The 23,466-nt window shown below is 46.5% G+C and carries 17 protein-coding genes, 1 tRNA gene and 2 rRNA genes; 8 read left to right on the forward strand and 12 right to left on the reverse strand.

Annotation, left to right across the window (positions count from 1 at the left end; genetic code table 11):
• Positions 1 to 62: 62 nt before the first annotated feature.
• The 4 genes from FXY30_RS07425 to FXY30_RS07440 all read right to left on the reverse strand — a co-directional run bounded on the left by FXY30_RS07425 (position 63) and on the right by FXY30_RS07440 (position 4,768).
• Positions 63 to 1,448 carry an ABC transporter permease gene (locus FXY30_RS07425; RefSeq protein WP_071705999.1) on the reverse strand — a complete coding sequence of 462 codons (1,386 nt, stop codon included), beginning with the start codon at positions 1,446 to 1,448 and terminating at the stop codon, positions 63 to 65.
• Positions 1,441 to 2,517, reverse strand: coding sequence for a COG1361 S-layer family protein (locus tag FXY30_RS07430; RefSeq protein ID WP_071706000.1), 1,077 nt, complete (start codon positions 2,515 to 2,517; stop codon positions 1,441 to 1,443). Before FXY30_RS07430 ends, FXY30_RS07425 begins: the two co-directional genes overlap by 8 nt.
• A 15-nt stretch (positions 2,518 to 2,532) precedes the next feature.
• Entirely contained in the window at positions 2,533 to 3,225 is a 693-nt protein-coding gene (locus tag FXY30_RS07435; protein WP_071706001.1) for an ABC transporter ATP-binding protein, read from the reverse strand.
• A 121-nt stretch (positions 3,226 to 3,346) separates the two neighbouring features.
• Positions 3,347 to 4,768: an aspartate ammonia-lyase gene (locus FXY30_RS07440; protein ID WP_197675380.1), complete on the reverse strand. Its 1,422-nt coding sequence runs from the start codon at positions 4,766 to 4,768 to the stop codon at positions 3,347 to 3,349.
• Positions 4,769 to 5,131: 363 nt separating this feature from the next.
• Between FXY30_RS07440 and FXY30_RS07445 the strand changes: the two genes are divergently transcribed.
• Together FXY30_RS07445 and FXY30_RS07450 are read left to right on the forward strand one after the other, a co-directional pair.
• Complete coding sequence (locus FXY30_RS07445) at positions 5,132 to 5,548, forward strand: MORN repeat-containing protein (protein WP_071706003.1); 417 nt, start codon at positions 5,132 to 5,134, stop codon at positions 5,546 to 5,548.
• A complete protein-coding gene (locus tag FXY30_RS07450) occupies positions 5,545 to 7,434 on the forward strand; it encodes an acyltransferase family protein (protein WP_071706004.1) in 1,890 nt (629 codons plus the stop codon). The genes FXY30_RS07445 and FXY30_RS07450 overlap by 4 nt, the downstream gene beginning before the upstream one ends.
• Before the next feature lie 245 nt (positions 7,435 to 7,679).
• Here FXY30_RS07450 and FXY30_RS07455 read toward each other — a convergent pair whose 3' ends face one another.
• The 5 genes from FXY30_RS07455 to FXY30_RS07475 form a co-directional block, all read right to left on the reverse strand.
• The gene (locus FXY30_RS07455; protein ID WP_071706005.1) at positions 7,680 to 8,576 is read right to left on the reverse strand and encodes a LysR family transcriptional regulator; all 897 of its coding nucleotides are present in this window, start codon (positions 8,574 to 8,576) and stop codon (positions 7,680 to 7,682) included.
• Positions 8,577 to 8,675: 99 nt separating this feature from the next.
• The gene (locus tag FXY30_RS07460; RefSeq protein ID WP_197675362.1) at positions 8,676 to 9,137 is read right to left on the reverse strand and encodes a MaoC/PaaZ C-terminal domain-containing protein; all 462 of its coding nucleotides are present in this window, start codon (positions 9,135 to 9,137) and stop codon (positions 8,676 to 8,678) included.
• 28 nt (positions 9,138 to 9,165) lie between these two features.
• Complete coding sequence (locus FXY30_RS07465) at positions 9,166 to 10,461, reverse strand: CitMHS family transporter (RefSeq protein WP_071706006.1); 1,296 nt, start codon at positions 10,459 to 10,461, stop codon at positions 9,166 to 9,168.
• A gap of 114 nt (positions 10,462 to 10,575) precedes the next feature.
• Positions 10,576 to 11,829, reverse strand: coding sequence for a CaiB/BaiF CoA transferase family protein (locus FXY30_RS07470; protein WP_197675363.1), 1,254 nt, complete (start codon positions 11,827 to 11,829; stop codon positions 10,576 to 10,578).
• A 282-nt stretch (positions 11,830 to 12,111) separates the two neighbouring features.
• The gene (locus tag FXY30_RS07475) at positions 12,112 to 13,872 is read right to left on the reverse strand and encodes a PrpR N-terminal domain-containing protein (protein ID WP_071706007.1); all 1,761 of its coding nucleotides are present in this window, start codon (positions 13,870 to 13,872) and stop codon (positions 12,112 to 12,114) included.
• A 205-nt stretch (positions 13,873 to 14,077) separates the two neighbouring features.
• Between FXY30_RS07475 and FXY30_RS07480 the strand changes: the two genes are divergently transcribed.
• The 6 genes from FXY30_RS07480 to FXY30_RS07505 are packed head-to-tail and all read left to right on the forward strand — an operon-like array spanning position 14,078 to position 19,776.
• The gene (locus FXY30_RS07480) at positions 14,078 to 15,106 is read left to right on the forward strand and encodes a zinc-dependent alcohol dehydrogenase (protein WP_071706008.1); all 1,029 of its coding nucleotides are present in this window, start codon (positions 14,078 to 14,080) and stop codon (positions 15,104 to 15,106) included.
• 13 nt (positions 15,107 to 15,119) lie between these two features.
• Positions 15,120 to 16,112, forward strand: a complete 993-nt coding sequence (locus tag FXY30_RS07485) for a TRAP transporter substrate-binding protein (RefSeq protein ID WP_071706009.1) — start codon at positions 15,120 to 15,122, stop codon at positions 16,110 to 16,112.
• A complete protein-coding gene (locus FXY30_RS07490) occupies positions 16,109 to 16,582 on the forward strand; it encodes a TRAP transporter small permease (protein WP_071706010.1) in 474 nt (157 codons plus the stop codon). Before FXY30_RS07485 ends, FXY30_RS07490 begins: the two co-directional genes overlap by 4 nt.
• Entirely contained in the window at positions 16,579 to 17,844 is a 1,266-nt protein-coding gene (locus tag FXY30_RS07495) for a TRAP transporter large permease (RefSeq protein ID WP_071706011.1), read from the forward strand. The genes FXY30_RS07490 and FXY30_RS07495 overlap by 4 nt, the downstream gene beginning before the upstream one ends.
• Before the next feature lie 8 nt (positions 17,845 to 17,852).
• Entirely contained in the window at positions 17,853 to 19,184 is a 1,332-nt protein-coding gene (gene otnK, locus FXY30_RS07500) for a 3-oxo-tetronate kinase (RefSeq protein ID WP_071706012.1), read from the forward strand.
• A gap of 16 nt (positions 19,185 to 19,200) precedes the next feature.
• Complete coding sequence (locus FXY30_RS07505; protein WP_071706013.1) at positions 19,201 to 19,776, forward strand: class II aldolase/adducin family protein; 576 nt, start codon at positions 19,201 to 19,203, stop codon at positions 19,774 to 19,776.
• Positions 19,777 to 20,108: 332 nt separating this feature from the next.
• Here FXY30_RS07505 and FXY30_RS07510 read toward each other — a convergent pair.
• From FXY30_RS07510 to FXY30_RS07520, 3 genes are all read right to left on the reverse strand, one after another.
• Positions 20,109 to 20,180: transfer RNA gene (locus FXY30_RS07510), tRNA-Met, on the reverse strand.
• Positions 20,181 to 20,216: 36 nt separating this feature from the next.
• Positions 20,217 to 20,333 (reverse strand): 5S ribosomal RNA (gene rrf / locus FXY30_RS07515).
• Between the two features lie 178 nt (positions 20,334 to 20,511).
• Positions 20,512 to 23,466 (reverse strand): 23S ribosomal RNA (locus tag FXY30_RS07520); the annotation flags it as partial.

The raw sequence follows: 23,466 nt of genomic DNA on the forward strand, positions 1-23,466 counted from the left end.
CTCTGTTTATCTTAACACACTGTATGGAGGAAAAAAGGCGAGAATGTGAAGGAGTTTTTGCTCTATTCGGTGCGAATGGCTTCAATCGCCGAAATTTGGGTTGCGCGCTTGGCGGGTAAATAGCCGGCAACGAGGCCGATCAGCGCAGAGAAGGCGAATGCCGCAAAGGGCAGCCAGAAGGGAATCAGGCTGATTTTCTGCTCGATATCGTATCCTTCGCCGAGCATCGCCTGGGTGAAGAAATGATTGATGCCGAAGGAAAAGAGATACGAAAAAAGAACGCCGATGATGCCGCCAATGATGCCAATGAGCATGGATTCCACCAGAAAAATCATCCGTACATCGCCAATTTGTGCACCGATGACCTTCATGACGCCGATTTCCCGCGTGCGCTCATGAATGGACATGAGCATGGTGTTGGCAATGCCGATGGCGGAAATCAATAAGGAAATCGAGCCGATGCCGGCGAAAATCCAACGCACCACGCGCATGGCTTCTTCCTGTCCGCGAATGGAATCGGAATTTGCGTACGCATTCAATTGCATGTCATTGATCTCATTGATAACTTGTTGGGTGTAGCTGATGTCGTCCACCGTCACAATGGCGTTATCGTAATGGCGTGTTTTCTTCCCTCGCGTCAGCCTTTTCGGCGGTGTTGCGGAAGGATCATCCGGATTCGGATTATCTCCCCTACTGCGTTTTTCTTCTTCTTTTTGCATGCGCTCCAACGTGTCAAAGGAAATATAGATTCCTCTGGGCACAAGCAGATCGGACTTGGAAAACGTTCCGGCATAGGTCAACGGCAGCTTGGCCGCCTGGTCCTGATTGCCGATCATAATGTTGTTGTCGGGTGTATCGTCGTGTTTGCCGTAATCAAACGAGCGCAGCATCACTTTTTCATGGGAAAAGTCCAGATCCTTTACCGGCTTGGGCATTTCGCGGAAATTCTTTGTATTGTAACGAAACACCGTAATCGCGTTTCCCACGATAAACGGGTTTTTTTTGGTATCTCTCGGAAGACTCCCTTCTTTCATTTCCATCTGTGTTTTGCGCAGGGCATCAAAATCAATCGCCGCCATTTCTCCGAACATCGATAATGCGGGATCTTTGAAGACAATCTCATAGGACATGTACTTCATGCCCAGCGCGTCTTTCACGTGCGCGATCTGCTTGATCTTTTTGATCTCTTCGTCGCGCAAATAGCCCTGACGGCTCCCCATCTGGCTATTGGTCGGATCCTGATAAGAAGTCGGTTCCACGCGAATCGCATTGAGCTGTGCAAACTGTTCCATCTGGCGGCGGTTGCTGTCCTCTATGCCATAGCCGAAGGAAAGCATCAAAATGATAGCCACCGCGCCGATCACGACGCTAATGACCGTAAGGATTGTCCGCGATTTTCGGCGCATCAGATTGCGCCAAGCCAACAGTAAGAGCTCGACGTTACGCATCGAGGTTCAACTCCTTTTCCTGTTTCTTTTTCTTGCGATGCCGATGAATGAGAATTGCCACTACAAGGATCACCAGAACGCCGATGCCCACCGGAAGAAGGGGGAAATTGCCTCCCTGCGGAGCGGGAACCGGTTCAAGGGTTTTGGCATCATAGTATTGGCTGGTCTCGTCATCGATCAGAAGGCCTGTTTTTTCATCATGGCGCAGCTTCGACGGATCCGCCGCCATCCCTTGATCAAGCCCTTCGATTTTGGCTTCGAACGGTTGCTTCTGTTCATGTTTCTTTCCCGTGGAATCTTCAAACGTGATCACGATGTTGCCGGAAATTTCCTGTTCCTGCGGAACAATTTCCGCGGAGAAATGATCGGCCGCACCCGGCGCAAAATTACCGACAAAATAGCGCGGCGAACCGTTGACTTTGAAGCCCTTCCCCTCAATGGTCACCATATACGTCGTCAGCTGATCTTTACCGATGTTATACATGTCCATATCGACGTTGGCCGGGTTGCCCATCATGAGCATTTCCTCCCCGCCACCGTTCATTTGTACATCTCCCAAAAGGATATCCGCCGTCTGTACGACGGGAATACCGATGGTTTCCGTCGCCGTGAACTCATTGCCGAGCAGATCTTCATATTCAAAGGAGACGTTGATGGAATAGTTCTGTGCCGCCAAGGTCGGCGCCGTCTTCAGATGGATGGTCTTTTTGTCCGTCTCGCGTGGACGAATGCGGGAAATGTAAAAGGTGTTGGAAGATCCGACCGGCGTAAAAACCGAACCGGTGCTTCCAGAAGGAGCGGATGCTTGGCCACCTCCCGTCTGCGTCGCCGAGGGGATCGCTCCGGCCTCGCCGCCGCCGATGCTGATTTTAATATTACGTACGGACTTTTCCGCATTCGTATTATAAAAAGTGAGGGAAACGGCAAACTCCTGCCCTGCTTGCGGCATTTCCGGATCCAGGCTATAGTTGGAAATGATCAGCTTCGGCTTGTTTGTGACATTGACCGTTCCGTTATCACCATTCGACGGCCCGTCCGTTACGCCCGGAATATATGTATCTCCACCCATGTTCTCTCCTCTCTGCTATGCTCTCTCATGAACGCGTTCAATTTGTCCATCACGCATATGAAACATCCGATCGGCATAGCCGGTCATTTCTTCATCATGCGTCACCATGATGACCGTGACATTTTCCTCTTTCGATATACGGGAAATCAGGTCCATCACTTCAAAGCTCGTTTTCGTATCCAAGTTTCCTGTGGGCTCATCTGCAAAAAGAATCTTGGGATTACCCACCAGTGCACGCGCAATAGAAACACGTTGCTGTTGTCCGCCGGAAAGCTGATTGGGCCGGTGATGAAGGCGGTCCCCGAGCCCGACCAGGTTCAACACCCGTTTGGCGGCCTCTTCATACTCTTTTTTCGGTACGCCCTTTAGCATCAAACCGAGCGTCACATTTTCCATGGCATTTAAGGTTGGAATCAAGTTGTACGATTGAAACACAAACCCGACATTCAGACTGCGAAATAGGGTCACCTGCGATTCGGACAGTTTCTCCAGATGCACGCCTCCGATGACAATCTCTCCCTTGGTCGGCCGTTCCAGACCGGCCAAAGCGTTGAGCAAGGTGGATTTTCCGGACCCGGAAGGGCCAAGCAGACACACCATTTCTCCGCGGGCAATATCTAAGTTCACATCGCGCAAAGCGTATACTTTTTCTTCGCCCATGCGAAAGACTTTGTAGAGATTGCGCACCGCAATGAACACGTCTTCCATGGTGTTTTCCTTTCTCTTCCTCGAACCGGCAATCGTTTCTTTCCAGATTAGTATATACTGACAAAAGCGTCTTTTGCCATCCTCTTTCTTAACAAATTATTAAGATTTTGTCGGCTTGCCGTTAGCGAGAAGAATCCTCCTCTTCTTTTCCGGCAATACCGGGATGCGTCATTTCATAGGGATTAAAAATGCGGTCCAGTTTCTTTTCGCTCATCAGCTTTTCTTCCAATACCAATTCCCGCAACGATTTATTGGTCGCCAGCGCGGTCTTCGCCAATCGCGAAGCGGTTTCATAGCCGATATGCGGAGCAAGCGCCGTTACGATACCTACGCTGCGCTGCACCTCTTCTTCCAAGCTCTTTTTATTCGCGACGAGTCCTTCAATGCAGTGGACGCGAAAGGTATAAATCGCACCCCGCAAACCGCGCAGCGATTCAAAAATCTTATAAAAGCAAACCGGTTCAAAGGCATTCAGCTCCAGCTGTCCACCCTCGACACACATGGTGACGGTCATATCGTTTCCTACGACCGCGAAAGCCATCTGATTCACCACTTCGGGAATGACGGGATTCACTTTCCCCGGCATGATCGACGAGCCTGCCTGTCGCGCCGGCAACGTAATTTCATGGATGCCGGAGCGCGGCCCGGAGCTTAAGAAGCGCAGGTCGTTAGCAATTTTGGAAAGAGAAAGCGCATAATTTTTCAATACGGAAGAAGCCACCAAAAAACCGTCCAGGTTTTGTGTCCCGTCGATAAGATCCGCGCTCTGCGTGAGCGAAAGGCCGGTCACCTCATTGAGCTTGGGGACGATGTTTTTCACGTAATTCACGTCGGCATTTAGTCCCGTACCGATGGCGGTGCCGCCCAGGTTGACGACCGAAAGCGCCTCAATCGCCGCGTCAAAGCGCTTGACATCCCGTTCAAGCACCGCGGTATAGGCAGCAAATTCCTGGCCGAGGCGAATCGGGACGGCGTCCTGATTCTGCGTTCGCCCCATTTTTATGTAGCTGTCAAATTCCCGGCTTTTTTTCTCAAACGCGGCGTTGAGCTTCTTCGCTTCCTCTTTCAAATCCAGAAAATAGCGAATCATGGCAATTTTCCCGGCCGTCGGAATGACATCGTTGGTGGATTGTCCTTCATTGACATGATCGTTGGGATGCACCGGGTGATACGATCCCAATTCCCCACCCAGCGACTCGGTTGCCATGTTGGCAATGACCTCATTCGCATTCATATTAAACGAGGTGCCGGCGCCGCCTTGAATGGGATCCACGACGAATTGATCCAGATTCTCTCCGGCCAAGATTCGGTCGCAGGAAGCAACGATCGCTTTGGTACGCTTTTCATTCAGCTGGTGGACCTCATAGTTCATCAACGCCGCCGCTTTTTTTACCTCCACGATGGCCCGGATAAAGCGACGATCAATGGGATTTCCTGTAATCGGAAAATTTTCCACCGCTCGCATCGTGTTTGCCCCGTAATAGGCATGCTTCGGCACCTTTACTTCCCCAAGGGAATCATGTTCCATGCGAAACGCATCCACCATTTTCTTCTCCTTTTTCTTCGTTTTCGCTTTCTTAATAGAATGCTTTCGGGATCGTCCTCCGGCATGAGAGCGTCCCAAAAGTACGCGTTTTGAAGATACGCCTTACGCTTTTTTTCGTCCCCTTTACGATACCATAAAGCAGTAGATTTTGAGGAAAAAATCGTTTTCTTATGTTCGCCATTTACACATCCTTTATGTATAATAATTAGGAAAGAATTCTCTTTCTTCCATCTGCGACCGTTTTGCATTCTCGGCGCAGATTGCCTATTTTTACGGAGGATTCGCCTACGGTAGAGCGCAGATCCTTTTTGCCAACTGTTTTGAAAGCCAACTGTTTTGAAGGAAAGAGGCATCGTAACCATGCAGGAAAAATTATCGGAAAAAAAATCGAATATACAATTCCTGATCTTGGCCGCACTTATCATCGTCCTCGCGATATTTTCTCTTCTTCCTCGAAAGCCCCGCCTCTATACTGCTTATCCTCTATCCGATGGAATACGCCTGGAAGGCAAGATTTGGTTGCCGACAAAGAACGGGGAAGGCGTTATACATTTTCCGGATAAAGTTGTCTATCGCGGAGCCTTCACAGCGGGCCATCTCGATGGAAAAGCGCAGGTAGAACTGGATCCGACTTGCCTTTTCACCGGAGCTTTTAAAGAAGGCAGTCTCGTCTCCGGAGAGATGGAAGTCAAGGCGGAAGGAATCTATGTTTTGCAGGATGACGGAAGTTGGATAAAAAAAGTCGAAGACAAGCAGAATGAAAAGGATTTGAAATGAACAAGCGGTTACCATGGTTTGACTCCTTACGTGTTTTCGCCTTCCTCCTTGTTGTGATCTATCACCTGGGAAAGACGAAGCTTCCTGCCGGTTTTTTGGGAGTGAATCTTTTTTTTGCTTTATCCGGTTTTTTGCTGACAGCGAAGGTATTAGATCGCATCCTCCTTTCGGATGCCGATTTTTCCTTTCCTTCCTACCTGAAGAGTCGCGGAAAACGGCTCCTCCCCGCTATGGTGATGATGCTCTTGATCAGCACGCTATTCCTTTTCGTGGGCTCGTCCGACTTGCGCGTCGATTATTTTCGCCAGCTTGCGGGCGTTTTCGGTTTTACAACCAATGCCTATGAAATCTTCTCCGGCGGCTCGTATGAAGCGCAATTCGTTCCGCATATTTATGTGCATACATGGACACTTGCCATGGAAGTGCACTTTTACCTTCTCTGGGGCGGCATCCTCTATTTTCTGATTCACTACTCCGCCAAGCGCCATGCAAAAAGCCCGGAAGCTCGACAAGAGTGGGTTCGTTTATGTATTTTCTTTCTCTCGCTGGTCCTGCTTATTTTGCCGACCCTCCTTCTGGTTTTCGGCGCTTTTCAAGGGTGGCCGACCGCCTTCCTCTATTTCTCTGATCTGACCCGCATGACGCCCTTTTTCGTGGGCTCACTGGTTGCGAGTATGACGGGTATGTCCTCACTGGCCTATTCGACAAAAAAGTGGGCAAAGGGATCTCCCCTCCAAACGCTCTTGGCCCTATTCGGCTCGTTGGCTCTCTATATTCTTCTATCTTTTAAGCTCGGCTATTCCGCTCCTGCAACCTATCGTTGGGGCTTTCCGCTCGTGGATGCGCTATGTTTCCTGCTGTTATTTGCCACGCGCATGCTGGATTTGCAATGGCAGGGTGGAGAAGATCCACGTCCCATCCGTTTTCTATCCCGCATTTCATACGGGTTCTATCTTTTCCACTGGCCCATTTATGTGGTGCTTTCTTCGACCGGCCTGCCGCGTCCATTCGTCCTGTTGCTGACCGTGAGCATGGCGTTTTTCCTGTCCTGGTTTAACCATGATGTTTGGGAACCCCTGATACTACAAAAAGACGAAAATGCTTTGCAGCTTCCTTTCAAAATTGCAGTCCATCGTCGCAAAAGCAGACAGGTGGCGCAATGGAGCGTTCTCCTTATCTTCGTTTTCATGCTAATTCAGCTGATTACCGCCCCGCCGATTCTCTCTCTCGAGAGCCGACTCTGGTCGTCTTCTCTGCAGCAGGAAATAGATCAGGTGAAGGAAGCCGGCACAACGGTCCGAGACCAGATCGCACGGGAAAAGCAAGCGGAACAACAGAGAAAAGAGGCGGAAGCTCTTCAGGCAAAGGCCCGCTCGGAGGGCTTTTCCATGATTTGCGACTCCATCGCTCTCGGTGTGCGCGATTCCATTTTGCAGGCGTTCCCCTCCTCACAAGTCAACGGAAAAGTTTCCCGTTTCCTTCATGAAGCGCCGGATATCCTTCGCGCCATGATAAAGAGCGGTCATCTGAAAGAGATGGTGATCATTTCCCTCGGAAACAATGTCTATCCCAGCTTTGCAAAGACAACGGAGGAAATTATTTCTATCCTTCCGGCGGGCACACGCGTTATCTTTGTCAGCCCTTATGACAGCAGCGAGCCCGCCAATTCCGATTTGAACAAGTATGCAAATTATCTGCCCTCTGTGGAGAAAAAATATCCTTTTGTGACCCTCGCCAACTGGCACAAAGTTTCCCAGGAGCACACCGACATCTACGACGGTACCGACGGCGCACACTTCTTTGCCCGTAAAGCGGGCATTCCTCTTTACATTCAAACCTTGACGGAGGCAATTGCGCGCTCGTATCAGAGGCCGACAAAGAAGTAAGGAGAACTTTGTGACTATCGTCACATCTTCGTCGGCGAAAAGACTTTGGATGTTTTCCCGGTGTGCCATCATCCTCAGGTTTGTTTTCAAATCTCAGCAGAGAAATATTACTCGGCACAATGAGTTCATTCGCCTAAAAAATAGGGGACTGCATCAAACGATTTTCTTGTTTTAGCACAGTCACCTGTTTGTTTTGCGAAATTTCTATTACAAGAGTCTCTTATACATAGATAAGCAAGCAAATATTATTTTATTGCATTGAAATCATCCAACGGTACAAAATAGTTTTTTGCAAAATCCAAAAATTTTTCTGCGGCTAACCCTGCATTCTTTTTCGAATCCCAATAAATGTATTGCTGACGTGGAATAAAAGGGTCCGTAATGGGAACGTAGCCAACCTCATTCGATAAATAATTTTTTCTACTTCTTCCCGTTAATACGGCAACACCACATTTCTCTTTTACAAGGCGCTCACGCATTGCATAATCCACTTCCATGATAATCTTCGGTTGAATACCAGCAGCTTCACATAATATATCAAAATATTTTCTCGATGACATTCCAGAGGTTAATGCAATAAAACGTTCATTTTTCAGAGCTGCCATTGTTGTTGATTTTAATGATAATGCAGGATGTCCCTTCCATGCCATAAGCATTGGATAGTCATCCGTATAAAGTGGGTAGCTGCTATAGGCAACCCTTGTTTCAAAATCCAAGGGACTGGCTAGCAAAAAATCCCCTGTGTTTCGTAAAACATTTTGCGATAACATGTCAAGGTAAATAAATTTTTGTGAAATTACAACGTCCGGTTTCTTTTCACGAAAGGAAATGACAAGATCCGTCCATACGTTTGGGCTCGTGGTTAAAAGATTCACTTCCTGATTAACAGGAGGTTGTACATCTTTAACGGCAGCTTCAGCATCTCCTAAAATCGAGCAAGCATAGCGATAAAAAATTCGTCCAGCTTCATTTAGAGTAATGTAATTGCCACCGCGAGTAAATAATTTAACACCAATCTCCTTCTCCAATCGAGAAATGGTCATGCTCAATGCCGAAGGTGTAATATACAGCTCTCTTGCTGTCTTGGATATATTTTCAGATTGAGCAACTTTTTGGAAATATTTTAGTTGTAATAATTCCATTGCCGTCACCTCCACAATCTGGATATGCCAAGTGCCTACTTACATCAATGATAAGTAGGCACTTTATAGCATTTTCTTACCCAATCACAAAATAAAGTACTACTTGCCCATAGAAGGTAGGGTCACCATTCGTGTAAATTCTCCTTCCGCAACAGAGAGACCATTTTGATTCATGACGTTATATTGCATCGCGATGATTCCCCTTTTCCCATCTTTTGTTGGTCGCTTGGATAGAATTTTTAGTTTTAAATGTATTGTGTCTCCAATGAAAACAGGGGCTGTCGACTTCCAATTTTTTATTCCCAAAAACACGGAGGAATTAAATATATTGCTTCTCATATAGAGTCCGTTCGCGATCGATAAGATGAGCATGCCATGGGCAATACGTTTTTTAAATTGAGTTGTTTTTGCAAACACTTCACTGGTATGCAATTCGTTCAGGTCCCCTGTTAATCCGGCAAATTGGAACAGGTCTGATTCAGAAACAGTCCGACTTGGCGACAAAAATTCATCGCCGATATCGATGTCCAGATACGTCAAATTGGATGAATGATTTTTCAACTGTATCCTCCTCCTGTATCATATTCGTTTAAAAAGGAATGACCTGCATGATTACCGATGAACCTAAAACGACCAGCGAAACCGCCCATAGATACAAAAAGCTATGTTTCTGATGTTCCCCCAAATCAACACCCGATAGTCCTGTAAGGAGAAATGTTGACGGGGTGAGAGGCGAAATGGGAAAACCTACGGTGATCTGGCCACAAATTGCTGCACGCCCCATAGCAAGGGCTGTAATACCAGCGGCTTCTCCAGTTGCAGCAAGTACAGGAAGAACGCCGTAATAGAAACTATCTGGATCAAAAGCCAAACTAAGTGGCATAGACGTAAAGCCAAGAGCGAATGCTAAATGCGATGCAAGTGACGCAGGTAGAATTGAAACAAGGCCTTCTGCCATCGCGGCAAGCATACCCGTGCCTTTCATGATGCCTGTGAAAACTCCGGCAGCAAACAAGGTAGAAGCCATCATCATAGCAGCTTCCGCGTGTGTGTCAACGAGTTTGCGCTGAAGTTCCCCGTCAGGATAATTGACCAACATCGCAATGAGCGTAGCAGCCATGAAGCACCCTGCCGGAGGAAGAATGCCCCAAACTAGAATGATGATTGTTGTAAGTATCAATAGTAAATTAAACCAAAACAAATTCGGTCGAAGAAGAATTTGCTCCTCTTCAGATAACATTTTGTCCTCGAGAACAATATGGCTTAGAGAATCGCTTAATCTCTTCTTTTCACCCCTTCCAATTAAAATGGTAAAAACAAAACAGGCAAGCAACCCACAGATTTGGGGAATAACCATTGGATTATACAATTCCGTCAAAGAGACTTCCAAGGCGGTAGCTGCACGGATTGTAGGGCCTCCCCAAGGAAGAATGTTCATTGTTCCTGCCCCCATCGCCACAATTGTTGCTAAATTACGTCGATCCATACCGATCTTGTCATAAATCGGCAACAATGCCGGAACTGTAATGAGAAATGTAGTTGCTCCAGAGCCATCCAAATGGGTACACATCGTGATAATTAATGTCCCAATCGCTATTTTTAACGGGTCTGTGCCAATGATTCTAAGCACCTTGTCTACGATCCGGCCAAAGCACCCATTGTCTCCCATAATGCCAAAAAACAAAACGGCGAAGATGAACATAACTCCTGTCGACGCGACACTTTTAAGACCATCGGTAACAAATTCTCCCATTTTAGCGCCTTGTCCAATAATGATACAAGCGATCATGGGGACGGCAATTAATGTAAGCATCGGTGACAGCTTTTTTGTCATAATCAAAACAAGAACAGCAATAATGGATAAAAAGCCAACAATTGCTAACATCTTAATTCCTCCTGCATCTAATATTACAATCCGTTCGTCTTTTCTATGTCATGAAGAAATCGATTGCACCCCCTCTCTATATCACAATCTCATTGAGCCACAATGGCCATGGCTTTAGATCACCCCTTCCTCAGATAAACGTTTGAGTTCACATTTGCTGAGTCCAAGAAATTCTTGATAAATGGAAGAGTTATCCTCGCCAAGCAGAGGAGAAGGTTTTATGATCTCCGGATTAGTATCAGTCATTTTAATCGCATCGCCATTAACAGGCATGTCGCCAATAACAGGATGGTGCATCGTAGGAAACATTTCCCTTGCACCAGCAATATGTGCGTCTTTGACAATTTGAGATAAATCATAAACCGGTCCAGCGGGAACGCCAGCTTTGAGTGCCCTCGTTGTAATATCTTCAACACTGTAGTGTATTGACCACGCATTGATCAGTTTCTCTAATGCATTCATATTTTCAACACGCAATATGTTTGTCGAAAAACGAGAATCATCGAGCCATTCAGGCTTCATTACAACGTTCTTGCAAAATTTTTCAAACAGATTTTGATTTCCACAGGCGATGACAACAAGGCCATCAGAAGCTTGGAAAGTGTCATATGGAGCAAGAGCAGCATAGGCATTTCCATTTCTTTCATATAACTTTCCTGTATACCAATATCGCGTAAAAGCATTTTCCAAAGAGACAACAATCGAATCCACCAAGGAAACATCAACTCTTTGTCCAACTCCCGTCAATTTTCGTGCATGTAGCGCCGCTAAAATACCAATCGTTAAATTCATACCAGCAAGCATGTCGCCCATAGCATTCCCTGCACGCGTCGGCTGTCCTCCCTTTTCACCCGTAAGACTCATTAAACCGCCCATAGCCTGAGCTAAGATGTCATAACCTGGACGCTGTGAATAGGGCCCCCAGGCTCCAAATCCCGATACCGCTCCGTAAATGATCCTTGCGTTGATTTGTTTTAAAACGTCATAACCCAATCCCAATTTCTCCATGACGCCCGGCCGATAGTTTTCAAGCACGATATCGGCCTTTTTGACCATTTCTAAAAACATCGACTTCCCAATATCACTCTTTAAATTTAGAGTTACGCCATATTTGCTTCTGTTCAATAGTGCAAAATAAGCACTTTCCCCATTTACAATCGGACCATAAGAACGGCTATCGTCTCCTTTTTTAGGAATTTCGATCTTGATCACACGAGCGCCCATATCACCAAGGAGGGAACTACAGAAAGGGCCGGCAACTACTCTGGTCAAATCTAATACGGTAATGTCTTCTAACGCACGATGGCAACTCATCTCATTCCCCCTATTCGACTTGAAATCGATTTCTTGAAAAAATAACGTTTTCACCCATTTCATCCTGCAGTGCAAGAGCAAATATCCCTATAAACTTAGTAATTTTTCCAGCCAGAGATACTGATCAACCTTGATTCGTAATATAGAACGAAGTATAATTTTTGAAAATTCCAACTTTTCTTAAGCTGCTTTAGATTAAGCTTAAGGCAAAAAAATAAGGAATGAAAAATATTACATTTTCATTCCTTATGAAGATAATCGATAGAAATTTAAGACGAGCACTTAGAAAAGTGGTCGAATTTGCCTACTCTTCTTGATGATAATTGTATTCAATTTTTAGTGTCCTTTTCCTTTTAGAATACGCCATACCGTCGTACGACCAATTTGTAATCTTTTCGCTGTTCTTGTCTGGTTCATTTCTTCTTCGCGCATAACTTGACAAACGATGTTATAAATAATTTCCGCTAAAGGCCGATCATAGGGAATTTTTCCTACTGTACCCGCTTCTCGCCATTGGTTTTCTTCAAAAAGAAGAAGGGACACCTCGTCCTCGGTGAGGTAATAATTGGTTGTTTTCGAAAAAAGCGTCCGAAGAACACGCTGTAATTGTTCTAAATTTCCGGGCCATGAATGATTGACCAGAAGATCAAGGGCTTTTGGTTCAAAGCCGGCAATTGGCTTATTGGTTTGGATTTTATATTTTTTTAAGTAAATATCAATAATATCAACGAGTTCACTACGTCTCTCGGAAAGCGACGGCATACGGAAAAACTGTACCACGGGCGATTCTTCCAAGAGCGTTAGCTGAGAAGAAAGGGATTCGTCAACAGCATCCAAAGTAAACAACAGCCTATGGGGAATTTTGTCTCTCCGACGAAGAAAAGAGAATCGTTTGATTTTCTCCCCATCGCATTGTTGTATGTTTTGGATAATGATGGTGAAAGGCTCCGACGCCATCGGTAAAAAGGAGTCGAAAAAGTACGACCACATGCTTTCGTTCATGCTTTGCGCATCCATCCACGCGATGGGAAATCGCGATTTTTGATTTAAGGCAATATATAGTGCAGAGTCAATTTTGCCTGTGCCCCTTTCTCCGTAGATGACAAGGTCATCCTGAGGAGCAAAAAACGGTCGTAATTTTGATCGGATTTGACCAAGAGAGAGGGAAGTCTTCAAATTTCGTGCATCCTGTGTTGGATCATGGGAATTAAAGCGAAAGAGACGAATGCCATAGTCTTTTGAAATTTGATCAAAATCATTTGGTTTGATCGTGACAATATAGTATGTCGTTCCTGCTTTGATTTGCTTCTGAAGGTAAAAGAGCAGCCTCTGTCCATCGCTGAGTTGTGCGGTGCGAACCGTTGTCGAAGTAAGAAGATAGGACACAAAGAACGTTTCAACCAATTCCATCAGTTCATCAACAACAACATGACCGGGTAGATTAGAGGAAATGACTTTTCCCATGTTGTTGATGGAAACATAATAAATATCGCGTTCTTTTAAAATGGTGTGCTGTATCGTTTCTGCCTGAAGTCCCGCTCTGCGCTGCGAATAAAAATAAACGGCTTCGTCAATGGAAAGTTGGATATTCTCAAGACTTGACAGCAATATCTTCGTTTCCAGCTGAAAAGAAGCTGCCACTTCTGAGCTGATGACATCACAGAGTAAGAGATCATATCCTTTTTCTTTTATCGTCTTAATCACTTCCGGTATTTTATCGCTTTGTGTAACAGTGTAAATGTCTTCTCTTCCAAAGTTTTTTGTTTCCAAATAGGCTGCACACATCGTAATCGTCGGATAGCCGACTAAGGCGACTTTTTTATCTGTCTTTATGGAATAAAGGGTTTTTCCTAAATCATTGCTGGTCATCGGAATGGAAAATACGGGAATCGAAAAATGCGCACGCAGTATCTCTGCTGTTCCTCCTCGCGAGATAATGGCTTCAATAGAGGTGTGTTTCAAGATGTCTTCCGTAATCGCAATACTTCCTTCCACATTCCCAACGGCGTATGAGGCTTCGACATATGGATACCGCTTGAGAATGGATTGAACATCTTTCTTCATGGATAGATAAGGAATGATAAAAAGAATGTGCATTGTTCCCGCCTTTCCTATATTAAAGCTCATCGCCTGAGCTTTATTGATTATATTCCACATTGAAACAGAATAAGGAGATGAACGTTTCAATATGAAACATCGTCTCCTATCATGAGCCTCCTCTTTTTTTTATGCTTTTCATGAAGTAAGGAAAATCAATGGCCTCGATCGTGAACGATAAGTGAAAAATGCAAAGGAGGATCGTATGAAAGCATGCTATGTTGTTTCGCCGGAAAAAGTGGAAATTAAAAACATTGAAAAGCCGGTAATTGATGAAAAGGAAGTGCTTATCCGCGTCCATTATGCAGGTGTATGCGGATCAGATCTACATCTCTTCCACGGCACACACCCTTTTCGCAAGCCACCTGAAATTCTTGGTCACGAGGTAGTGGGAGAAATCGTTGAAATCGGTTCAAAGGTTACCGACTTGCGAATCGGTGATCGGGTCACCGTAGAGCCGCATTTAGGATGTGGACAATGTGAGCTTTGTCAGTCTGGCAACGAAAATCTCTGCCGTACAAAAATTGCGCCGGGTTCCGCAAAATGGATGGGTACCTTTGTCAATTATTTCAAAGCGCCGGCGAGCAAGACGCATCGTCTGGCCGATAAGGTACCGGATGAAATCGGTGTGCTGATCGAGCCATTCGCGGTGGCTGTGCACGCGATCAATCTAATTTCCATTCCGCAAAGAGAAAGCATCGTTATCCTTGGTTCAGGTACAATCGGTCTTTTTACTGTCGTGGCTGCAAAAGCTGCAGGTTTTAAAACCATTATTGCTACGGATACGCAACAATTTAATCGCGATATGGCGATGCAATTTGGAGCGAATATTACGCTTGATCCGCTGAATTGTGATGTTGCGGAGGAGGTAAAAAAAGTCACCGATGGAAAGGGTGCGGACGTTGCGATCGTTGCTGCAGGAGCAAGCAATATCATTGATCAAGCATCCAGCTCGGTACGAAAGCGCGGCGAAGTTGTGCTCGTTGCCATGATAACTGAGAAGATTCCCGTCTATAGTTACAGTTTTGTCTTTAATGAGCAAAAACTAATCGGTGCCATGACGTATCGCCCCCAAGATTTTAAAGAAGCTGTCGATTTGGTTAACAATGGGTTGAATCTGGATGGCTTTGTCACACAAATTTTCCCCATTCATCAAACACAGGAAGCTCTCGACACTTTAGCACAGAAAAAAGAAAATGTAGTGAAAGTGCTGGTCGACTTTCATAAAGAATAAGAAGGGAGTGGCCATGAAGCGCGCTAAATTCATATTTGTTTGTTTGACCGTTTTGCTCTTATGCGTCGGCTGTGGAAAACCGAAGGAACAAGCCGAGGTGAATTTAAGACTGGGGCACATTCAATCTGCCAAGGATATCTGGCACAAAGCGAGTCTCGTCTTTAAAGAAGAGCTGGAAAAACGTTCTGGTGGAAAAATAACCGCTACGATTTATCCCAGTTCAACACTGGGGGGCGATCGGGATATTGTGGAAGGTATGCAATTAGGAACCATCGATATGGGTTTGATTGCCGGCGTTCTTGGAAACTTCGAACCTTCCATTCAGCTTTTCGAAATTCCTTATCTTATGACCAATGAGCAGGAATACGAGACCATTGTGAAAGGAGAAGTGGGCGGAATTATTGTTGAGAGGCTACGTCAAAGGGCCGGCGTTCATATTCTGGACTTTTGGGATCGCGGGCCTCGCGAAGTCAGCTCCAACAAGCCGATTAACACCATTCAAGATATAAAGGGTTTGAAGATTCGTATTCCTGAAATTCAAGCTATGGAGGCGGTCTGGTCCGCCATGGGAGCATCGCCGACAACGATGGCTTGGGGAGAAGTCTACACAGCCCTGGAGCAAAATGTCATCGAAGCGCAGGAGAATCCCGTCCCCTTTATGTATAGCGGACGAATTCAGGAAGTACAAAAATATATTGCCATGACCGATCACAAGTTTGAATATGTGACGCTTTCGATCTCTGAAAAAACGTGGCAAAGTCTGACAGAGGAGCAGCAGAAAATCGTCCGGGAAGCTGCGGATGCTGCTACAAAATATCAAAACGATACCGTAAATCAAGTGGCCAAAGAAAACCTACAAGAAATGATTGATGCCGGAATGAAGATTACCTATCCGGATAAAAAAGAGTTTCAAGACGCAGCAAAGGAAGCTTCTCGCATCTATGGCGAATCTGTTGATGCCGATCTTTATAACAAAATCATTCAAGATTTGGAGGCCATGAAATGAAAAAGCTGAATGATACCATCCAATCTATTTTGTACTACTTGCTAGCCTTCATGATCTGCTTAATGACTGTAATCGTTGTGTTACAAGTTTTCTTTCGCTACGTGATGTCAAGCCCTTTAACATGGTCGGAAGAGTTAGCACGTTATTTGTTCGTATGGATTACTTTCTTAGGTATTGCCATCGCCATTCGTAAGAAAGCGCATGTTGCCATTGACTTAGTAGTCGAGCACCTTCCGAAGATGCAGCAAAGAATTATACGCATAATCAACACCGTTATGATCCTTCTTTTGGGGGGCATTATCGTATACGGTGGTGTGCAACTGATGAAAATTGGAGAGATACAAAAGAGCGCAACTTTGTTGCTCCCCATGAGTTTGGTTTTTTCTGCCATTCCAGTTTCGGGCGTGTTCATTGTTCTCTTCAGTATAGAGGACTTGCTTTCGTACTTCTCGAAAGGAGAAAAGAAATGAATACAGCGCTTCTTATCCTTATCGTTTTTCTTATTTTGCTTACCATGGGTTTAGAAGTTGGATTTGCGGTAACTGCATCTGCCCTTGCCGCAGCGGTAATGTTGAAAATCCCCGTTGCCGTCGTCGCACAACGTTATTTTACGGCGGTCGATTCTTTTTCGTTGATGGCCATTCCGCTTTTCATGGTGGCCGGCTCAATCATGAGTAAAGGTTCCTTGACGAAACGCATCATCGACTTTACACTCTCCTTTATGGGAAATGTAAAAGGGGCGCTTTGTCAGGTAGTCGCCATATCCGGAATGATCATGGGAGGCATTTCCGGCTCCGGTGTCGCCGATACGGCAGCGCTTGGTGCGCTTTTGCATCCCGAGATGAAACGTAAAAAATATGATCCGGAATTTTCTGCTGCACTGATTGCCGCTTCCGGATCCATCGGTCTCATCATTCCTCCAAGTGTCGCAATGATTATTTATGGGGTAACCACCCAGTCATCGATTGGAGACCTTTTCATTGCCGGTATTGTTCCGGGGGTCTTGATCTCGCTGGCTTTCATGCTTTACTCTTTTGTCGTTGCCCACAAAGAGCATTACCCTGTCGAAGGATCCTCTTCTTGGGCAGAACGATGGGATAAGTTTAAGAAAGCCATATTTTCTCTTATTATGCCGCTGATCATCATTATCGGTATCCGCGGTGGCTTCTTTACACCGACAGAAGGCGGTGCGATTATCTCCGCCTATGCACTGCTAGTCAGCATGTTTATTTACAAGGACATTAAACTTGCGGATCTTCCGGAAATTTTCTTTGATGCAGCGTTGAGCACGGCAACGATTGCTTTGATTATTTGCGGTACTTCCTTGTTAACCTGGATCCTAGCCTATGAAAATATTCCGCAAATGTTAACGCAAGCGGTCTTGTCCTTAACGGACAACAAGATCATTCTCATTATATTGATCCAGAGTATTCTGCTTTTGACGGGTATGGTAATTGACAGCGGTCCGGCTATTATGTTACTCGCCCCCATTCTTGCACCGATTGCAAAACAAATTGGAATGAGTAGCGTGCAGTTCGGCCTGATGATGGTCATCAGCTTGACGACCGGTTTGTTAACGCCACCCGTTGGCACGGCAATGTATGTTTCCAGCAACATTTCTAAGATTCCTGTACAGAGGCTAGCTAAACGTCTCGTGCCTTTTGTTCTCATCATGACCGTCATGTCCTTACTGATTGCCATCTTCCCCATCTTTTCGGAAATTCTGCTGTAGGAGGTTCTATGTCCATCTTAATGGGAATTATAGCGGATGATTTTACGGGAGGCAGTGATGCTGCCTCCTTCTTCGCCAATCACGGCATACCGACCTTTCTAAGCAACGGGATTCCGAAGGATCCCTCCTTGCGCAAAAAATGGTCCGGAGATCATCACTGTGTAATCGTCATCGCACAAAAAATTCGTTCTATTGCTGCCGAAGAAGCCGTTGCTCATGCGCTAGATGCGTGCTGCTGGCTACGCAAAGAAGGTGCTGAAAAGTTGTTTTATAAGTATTGCTCCACCTTTGACTCCACTCCAAAGGGAAACATCGGACCGATTACGGACGCGATTCTTGAGGCCTTTGATTATCCATATACCTTTTTAGCGCCCGGTTTACCGGTCAATGGCCGAACGGTTGAGCAAGGAATTCTTAAACTCTATGGAGTTCCCCTGGCCGAAACCCACATGAAGAACCATCCTGTCAATCCCATGTGGGATTCCCGCATTGCTGAATTGATGCGCCCGCAAGGTAAGTATCCGTGCATTGAACTTGATCGGAATAATCTATACCAGTCCCGTGAAAAAATCGATGAATACGTAAAAACACAGCTATCGAAGACCTCTAATGCACAAGGTAAAAGTGGCCCCTACTACGTAATCCCGGATTATACCAAGGCTAAGGATGCCGATCAGCTCGTAGCAACCTATTCCGATTGTGATTTCTGGACAGGCGGATCTGGCTTGAATGATGCATTTAGTGCTCAATTTTTAAAGCAAAAAAACATAGATGCTACTTCGACCGAGGAGCGTGTCCCCGGTAAATCGATTCTGTTCTCCGGATCTTGTTCAGAAATGACCTTGCAACAAATTGCTCATTACCGCCTCCGTTATCCGAATAAAGCGGTTCAAATTGCTGTTCGTGAGGTGATGGAAGGAAATCCGGAAGAAAAAATTTGGGAAAAAGCGCTGTCGATCGGTGATGGAGTATTAATCTACAGTTCTGACGATGCGAGCGGCCGTTCCGCTTTGGCGAAGGTATATAATCAAGAAGAAGTTTCTAATCGCCTAGAGAAATTAATGGGACGTCTCGCACAACGAGCCTATGCTGCAGGATTTAACAAGTTGATTATTGCCGGTGGCGAGACAAGCGGGGCTATAACAACCGCATTAAATTTCTCAACCTACCAAATTGGAAAAAGTATTGCTCCTGGCGTGCCGGTAATGATACCTGTTGAAAATGAGAAGGCTCGCTTGATTTTAAAATCTGGCAATTTCGGTCAGAAAAATTTCTTTGAAGAAGCTATCTCCTTTCTTGCACCGGAAATCGAATCCGGACGTCTAGAATCCGCAACATGAAATAGAAAGGCATGAAATGCAACCGGAACAACAAATAAAAGAAATGATACTCTATGGGAAAATATTGTTTGAGCGTGGAAAAGTCACAGGTTCCGCTGCCAATATGAGTATACGCTGTGGTGAAGAAATCTATATTACACGAAGCGGATCCTGCTTCGGGACGCTTACGGAAGAAGATTTTGCCTGTATTGACCGGAAAGGAAAATCACGGAACGGAATTCAACCCAGCAAAGAATGGCCTCTGCATTGGATTTATTATGAATCCAAGCTGGGACAAAATGCCGTGATTCACACCCATTCCCTCTATGCGACGCTTTGGAGCACGATCGCTCCGGAAGATGCTAAAAGCGTAGTACCATCGATCACGCCTTACCTGCAAATGCGGATAGGAAATATTGCACGAATTCCCTATGCCCCACCGGGAAGCGAGAAACTTTTTTCCTTAGCTAAGCAATACATGTCTCTAGCGGATGGGTTTTTGATGGAGAGACACGGCCTTCTAGTTGGAGGAAAAGATATGGAAAATGCGTTTTATAATGCAGAAGAATTGGAATATTCCTGTCAGATAGCATGGGAAATGCGAAGAGCGTAAGAGTTTCTGCACTATCTACCAACAAGCAAGAAGGACAGCACGTTTTGCTGCCCTTCTTGCTTCTTCATCGCGGGGGCAGGATCCCCACGGCGCTTCGCGCCTCTGGATGCCTCGCTCACCGCGCGCCCTGCGCGCTTCGCGCTTGGTCTTGCGGGAGCTCTGGCAATCCCACGGCGCTTTGCGCCTCTGGATGCCTCGCTCACCGCGCGCCCTGCGCGCTTCGCGCTTGGCCTTGCGGGAGCTCTGGCAATCTCACCAGGTTCTCATCCTGCCCCCTACCTCTACAAACAAGCAAAAAGGACAGCACATTGTGCTGTCCCTTTGCTTCTGTATTGCGGGGGCAGGATTCGAACCTGCGACCTCCGGGTTATGAGCCCGACGAGATGCCACTTCTCTACCCCGCGGTATAAAGAAAGGACACTTCCGTGCCCTTTCCTTTTATTTGGCGACTACCTACTCTCCCAGGCCGTTTCCAACCAAGTACCATCGGCGATGTGAGGCTTAACTTCTGTGTTCGGGATGGGAACAGGTGTATCCCTCACGCTATCGTCACCATATTAAACATTCAATTCTTAACAATTCCGCATCTCCGTCAAAGACGCTTTCGTCTCCGACGCAGTCGATTTCTTCCGCGCGCCTTCGCGCTACGCGCTCGCCTTGCGGGAAACCGTTGCGTATGAAATGGCTACCAACCGCTTCGCTTGTTGGGCCATTTCACAATCTTAATAGGTATTTCTGGTCAAATATTCGAGAGATTAGTATCAGTTAGCTCCACGTATTACTACGCTTCCACCTCTGACCTATCAACCGGGTTTTCTTCCCGGTCTCTACGAAATCTCATCTTGAGGGGGGCTTCGCGCTTAGATGCCTTCAGCGCTTATCCCGTCCGAACGTAGCTACCCGGCTATGCCCTTGGCAGAACAACCGGTACACCATCGGTTCGTCCATCCCGGTCCTCTCGTACTAGGGACAGCTCCTCTCAAATTTCTTACGCCCACGCTGGATAGGGACCGAACTGTCTCACGACGTTCTGAACCCAGCTCGCGTACCTCTTTAATGGGCGAACAGCCCAACCCTTGGAACCTGCTCCAGCTCCAGGATGAGACGAGCCGACATCGAGGTGCCAAACACCCCCGTCGATGTGAACTCTTGGGGGGTATAAGCCTGTTATCCCCAGGGTAGCTTTTATCCGTTAAGCGATGGCCCTTCCACGCGGTACCACCGGATCACTAAGTCCTACTTTCGTATCTGCTCGACTTGTGGGTCTCGCAGTGAAGCTCGCTTTTGCCTTTATACTCGTTGAATGGTTTCTGTCCATCCTGAGCGAACCTTTGAACGCCTCCGTTACTCTTTGGGAGGCGACCGCCCCAGTCAAACTGTCCGACTGACAGTGTCCCCGAACCGGTTCACGGTCCTAGGTTAGAACCCTAGTCTGTAAAGGGTGGTATCCAAAGGGCGACTCCGCATCATCTGGCGACAATGTTTCCTAGTCTCCCACCTATCCTGTACATTACAAACCAAAGTCCAATGTCAACCTGCAGTAAAGCTCCATGGGGTCTTTCCGTCCTAGCGTGGGTAAGTCGCATCTTCACGACTACTACAATTTCACCGGATCCTTTGTTGAGACAGTGCCCAAATCGTTACACCTTTCGTGCGGGTCGGAACTTACCCGACAAGGAATTTCGCTACCTTAGGACCGTTATAGTTACGGCCGCCGTTTACTGGGGCTTAAGTTCACTGCTTCGAATTGCTTCTAACAGCTCCCCTTGACCTTCCAGCACCGGGCAGGTGTCAGCACCTATACTTCGCCTTGCGGCTTCGCAGATACTTGTGTTTTTGGTAAACAGTCGCTTGGGCCGATTCTCTGCGGCCATCCGAAGATGGCACCCCTTCTCCCGAAGTTACGGGGTCATTTTGCCGAGTTCCTTAACAAAGGTTCTTCCGCGCGTCTTAGAATATTCTTCCTGCCTACCTGTGTCGGTTTTGGTACGGGAGCAAAAAATCTCGATAGCGTCTTTTCTTGGCAGTGTAGCATCAGCAACTTCTCTACTCACATTTCGATCCCCATCCGCCCTCAGCACCATCCGACGGATTTGCCTATCGGACTAGCCCACTGCGTTGGACGCGCTTACCTTCTACGCGCTTTGCTTAGCTTCCTGCGTCAACACTTCTCTCAAACGATTCTTTACTGTACCGGAATTTCCACCGGTTATCCATCGCCTACGCCCTTCGGCCTCAGCTTAGGTCCCGACTTACCCTGAGAGGACGAGCCTTGCTCAGGAACCCTTCGGCTTTCGACGGGTGAGATTCTCACTCACCTTCTCGCTACTCATGCCAGCATTCTCTCTCGACTGCGCTCCACATGGGGTTACCCCTGATGCTTCGATGCCCAGTCGATGCTCCTCTACCGATGGTCGAGACAAAAAGTATTCTATGAATACGCCTTCCTTTATTAGCCCAATGAAATTGATGAATGATATCTTGGAATAACCTTATACCATTTGGCTCTTTGTTCTGTCGTATCTCATGTTTGTTGAAATTTGACTCTTTGTGTGCGATATTTCTCATCAATTTTGGAAAGCTTTCATAAAATACTTTTTGTCTCGATCCATCCCATAGCTTCGGTATGACGTTTAGCCCCGTGTATCTTCGGCGCAACTTCACTCGACCAGTGAGCTATTACGCACTCTTTAAATGTATGGCTGCTTCTAAGCCAACATCCTGGTTGTCCAAGTAAAATAACATCCTTTTCCACTGAACGTCATTTGGGGACCTTAGCTGATGATCTGGGCTGTTTCCCTTTTGACGATGAAGCTTATCCCTCACCGTCTCACTCCCATGGCTAATGCACGGAATTCGAAGTTTGATAGGTGTTGGTAACACAAAGTGCCCCGCGACCAGTCAGTGCTCTACCTCCCTGCATCTTCTCATGAGGCTTGCCCTAAAGCAATTTCGAGGAGAACCAGCTATCTCCGAGTTCGATTGGCTTTTCACCCCTAACCACAAGTCATCCGAAGCGTTTTAAACCGCTCCCGGTTCGGTCCTCCATTGAATTTTACTTCAACTTCAACCTGCTCATGGCTAGATCACCCGGTTTCGGGTCTATGTCCACAAACTTTCGCGCTCTTCACACTCGGTTTCCCTCCGGCTCCGCCCCTGAAAGGCTTAACCTCGCTTGTAAACATAACTCGCTGGCCCGTTCTACAAAAAGTACGATATCACCCTCCTAAAAGGGCTCTATCTGCTTGTAAGCACAAGGTTTCAGATTCTTTTCACTCCCCTCTCGGGGTTCTTTTCACCTTTCCCTCACGGTACTTGTTCACTATCGGTCACATGATCGTATTTAGGCTTAGGAGGTGGTCCTCCCATGTTCCCACCAAATTTCTCGTGTTCGGTGGTACTCGTTCGTGATGATCTCTTCCTCTTTCGTGTACCGGACTGTCACCGTCTTTGGTCATCCTTTCCAGAATGTTCCACTAGATTTCAAGATCGTGATTCACGGTTGGCCTCTTCCCCGTTCGCTCGCCGCTACTGAGGGAATCGCTGTTGCTTTCTTTTCCTCCGGGTACTGAGATGTTTCAGTTCTCCGGGTCTCCCCTCCTAACGTTATGTATTGGCGTTAGGATGACAGGATCTTCTCCTGCCGGATTGCTCCATTCGGAAACCGACGGGTCATAGCTTGGTGCAGCT

It is taken from the genome of Murdochiella vaginalis (assembly GCF_902381775.1).
Lineage (GTDB): Bacteria > Bacillota > Clostridia > Tissierellales > Peptoniphilaceae > Murdochiella > Murdochiella vaginalis.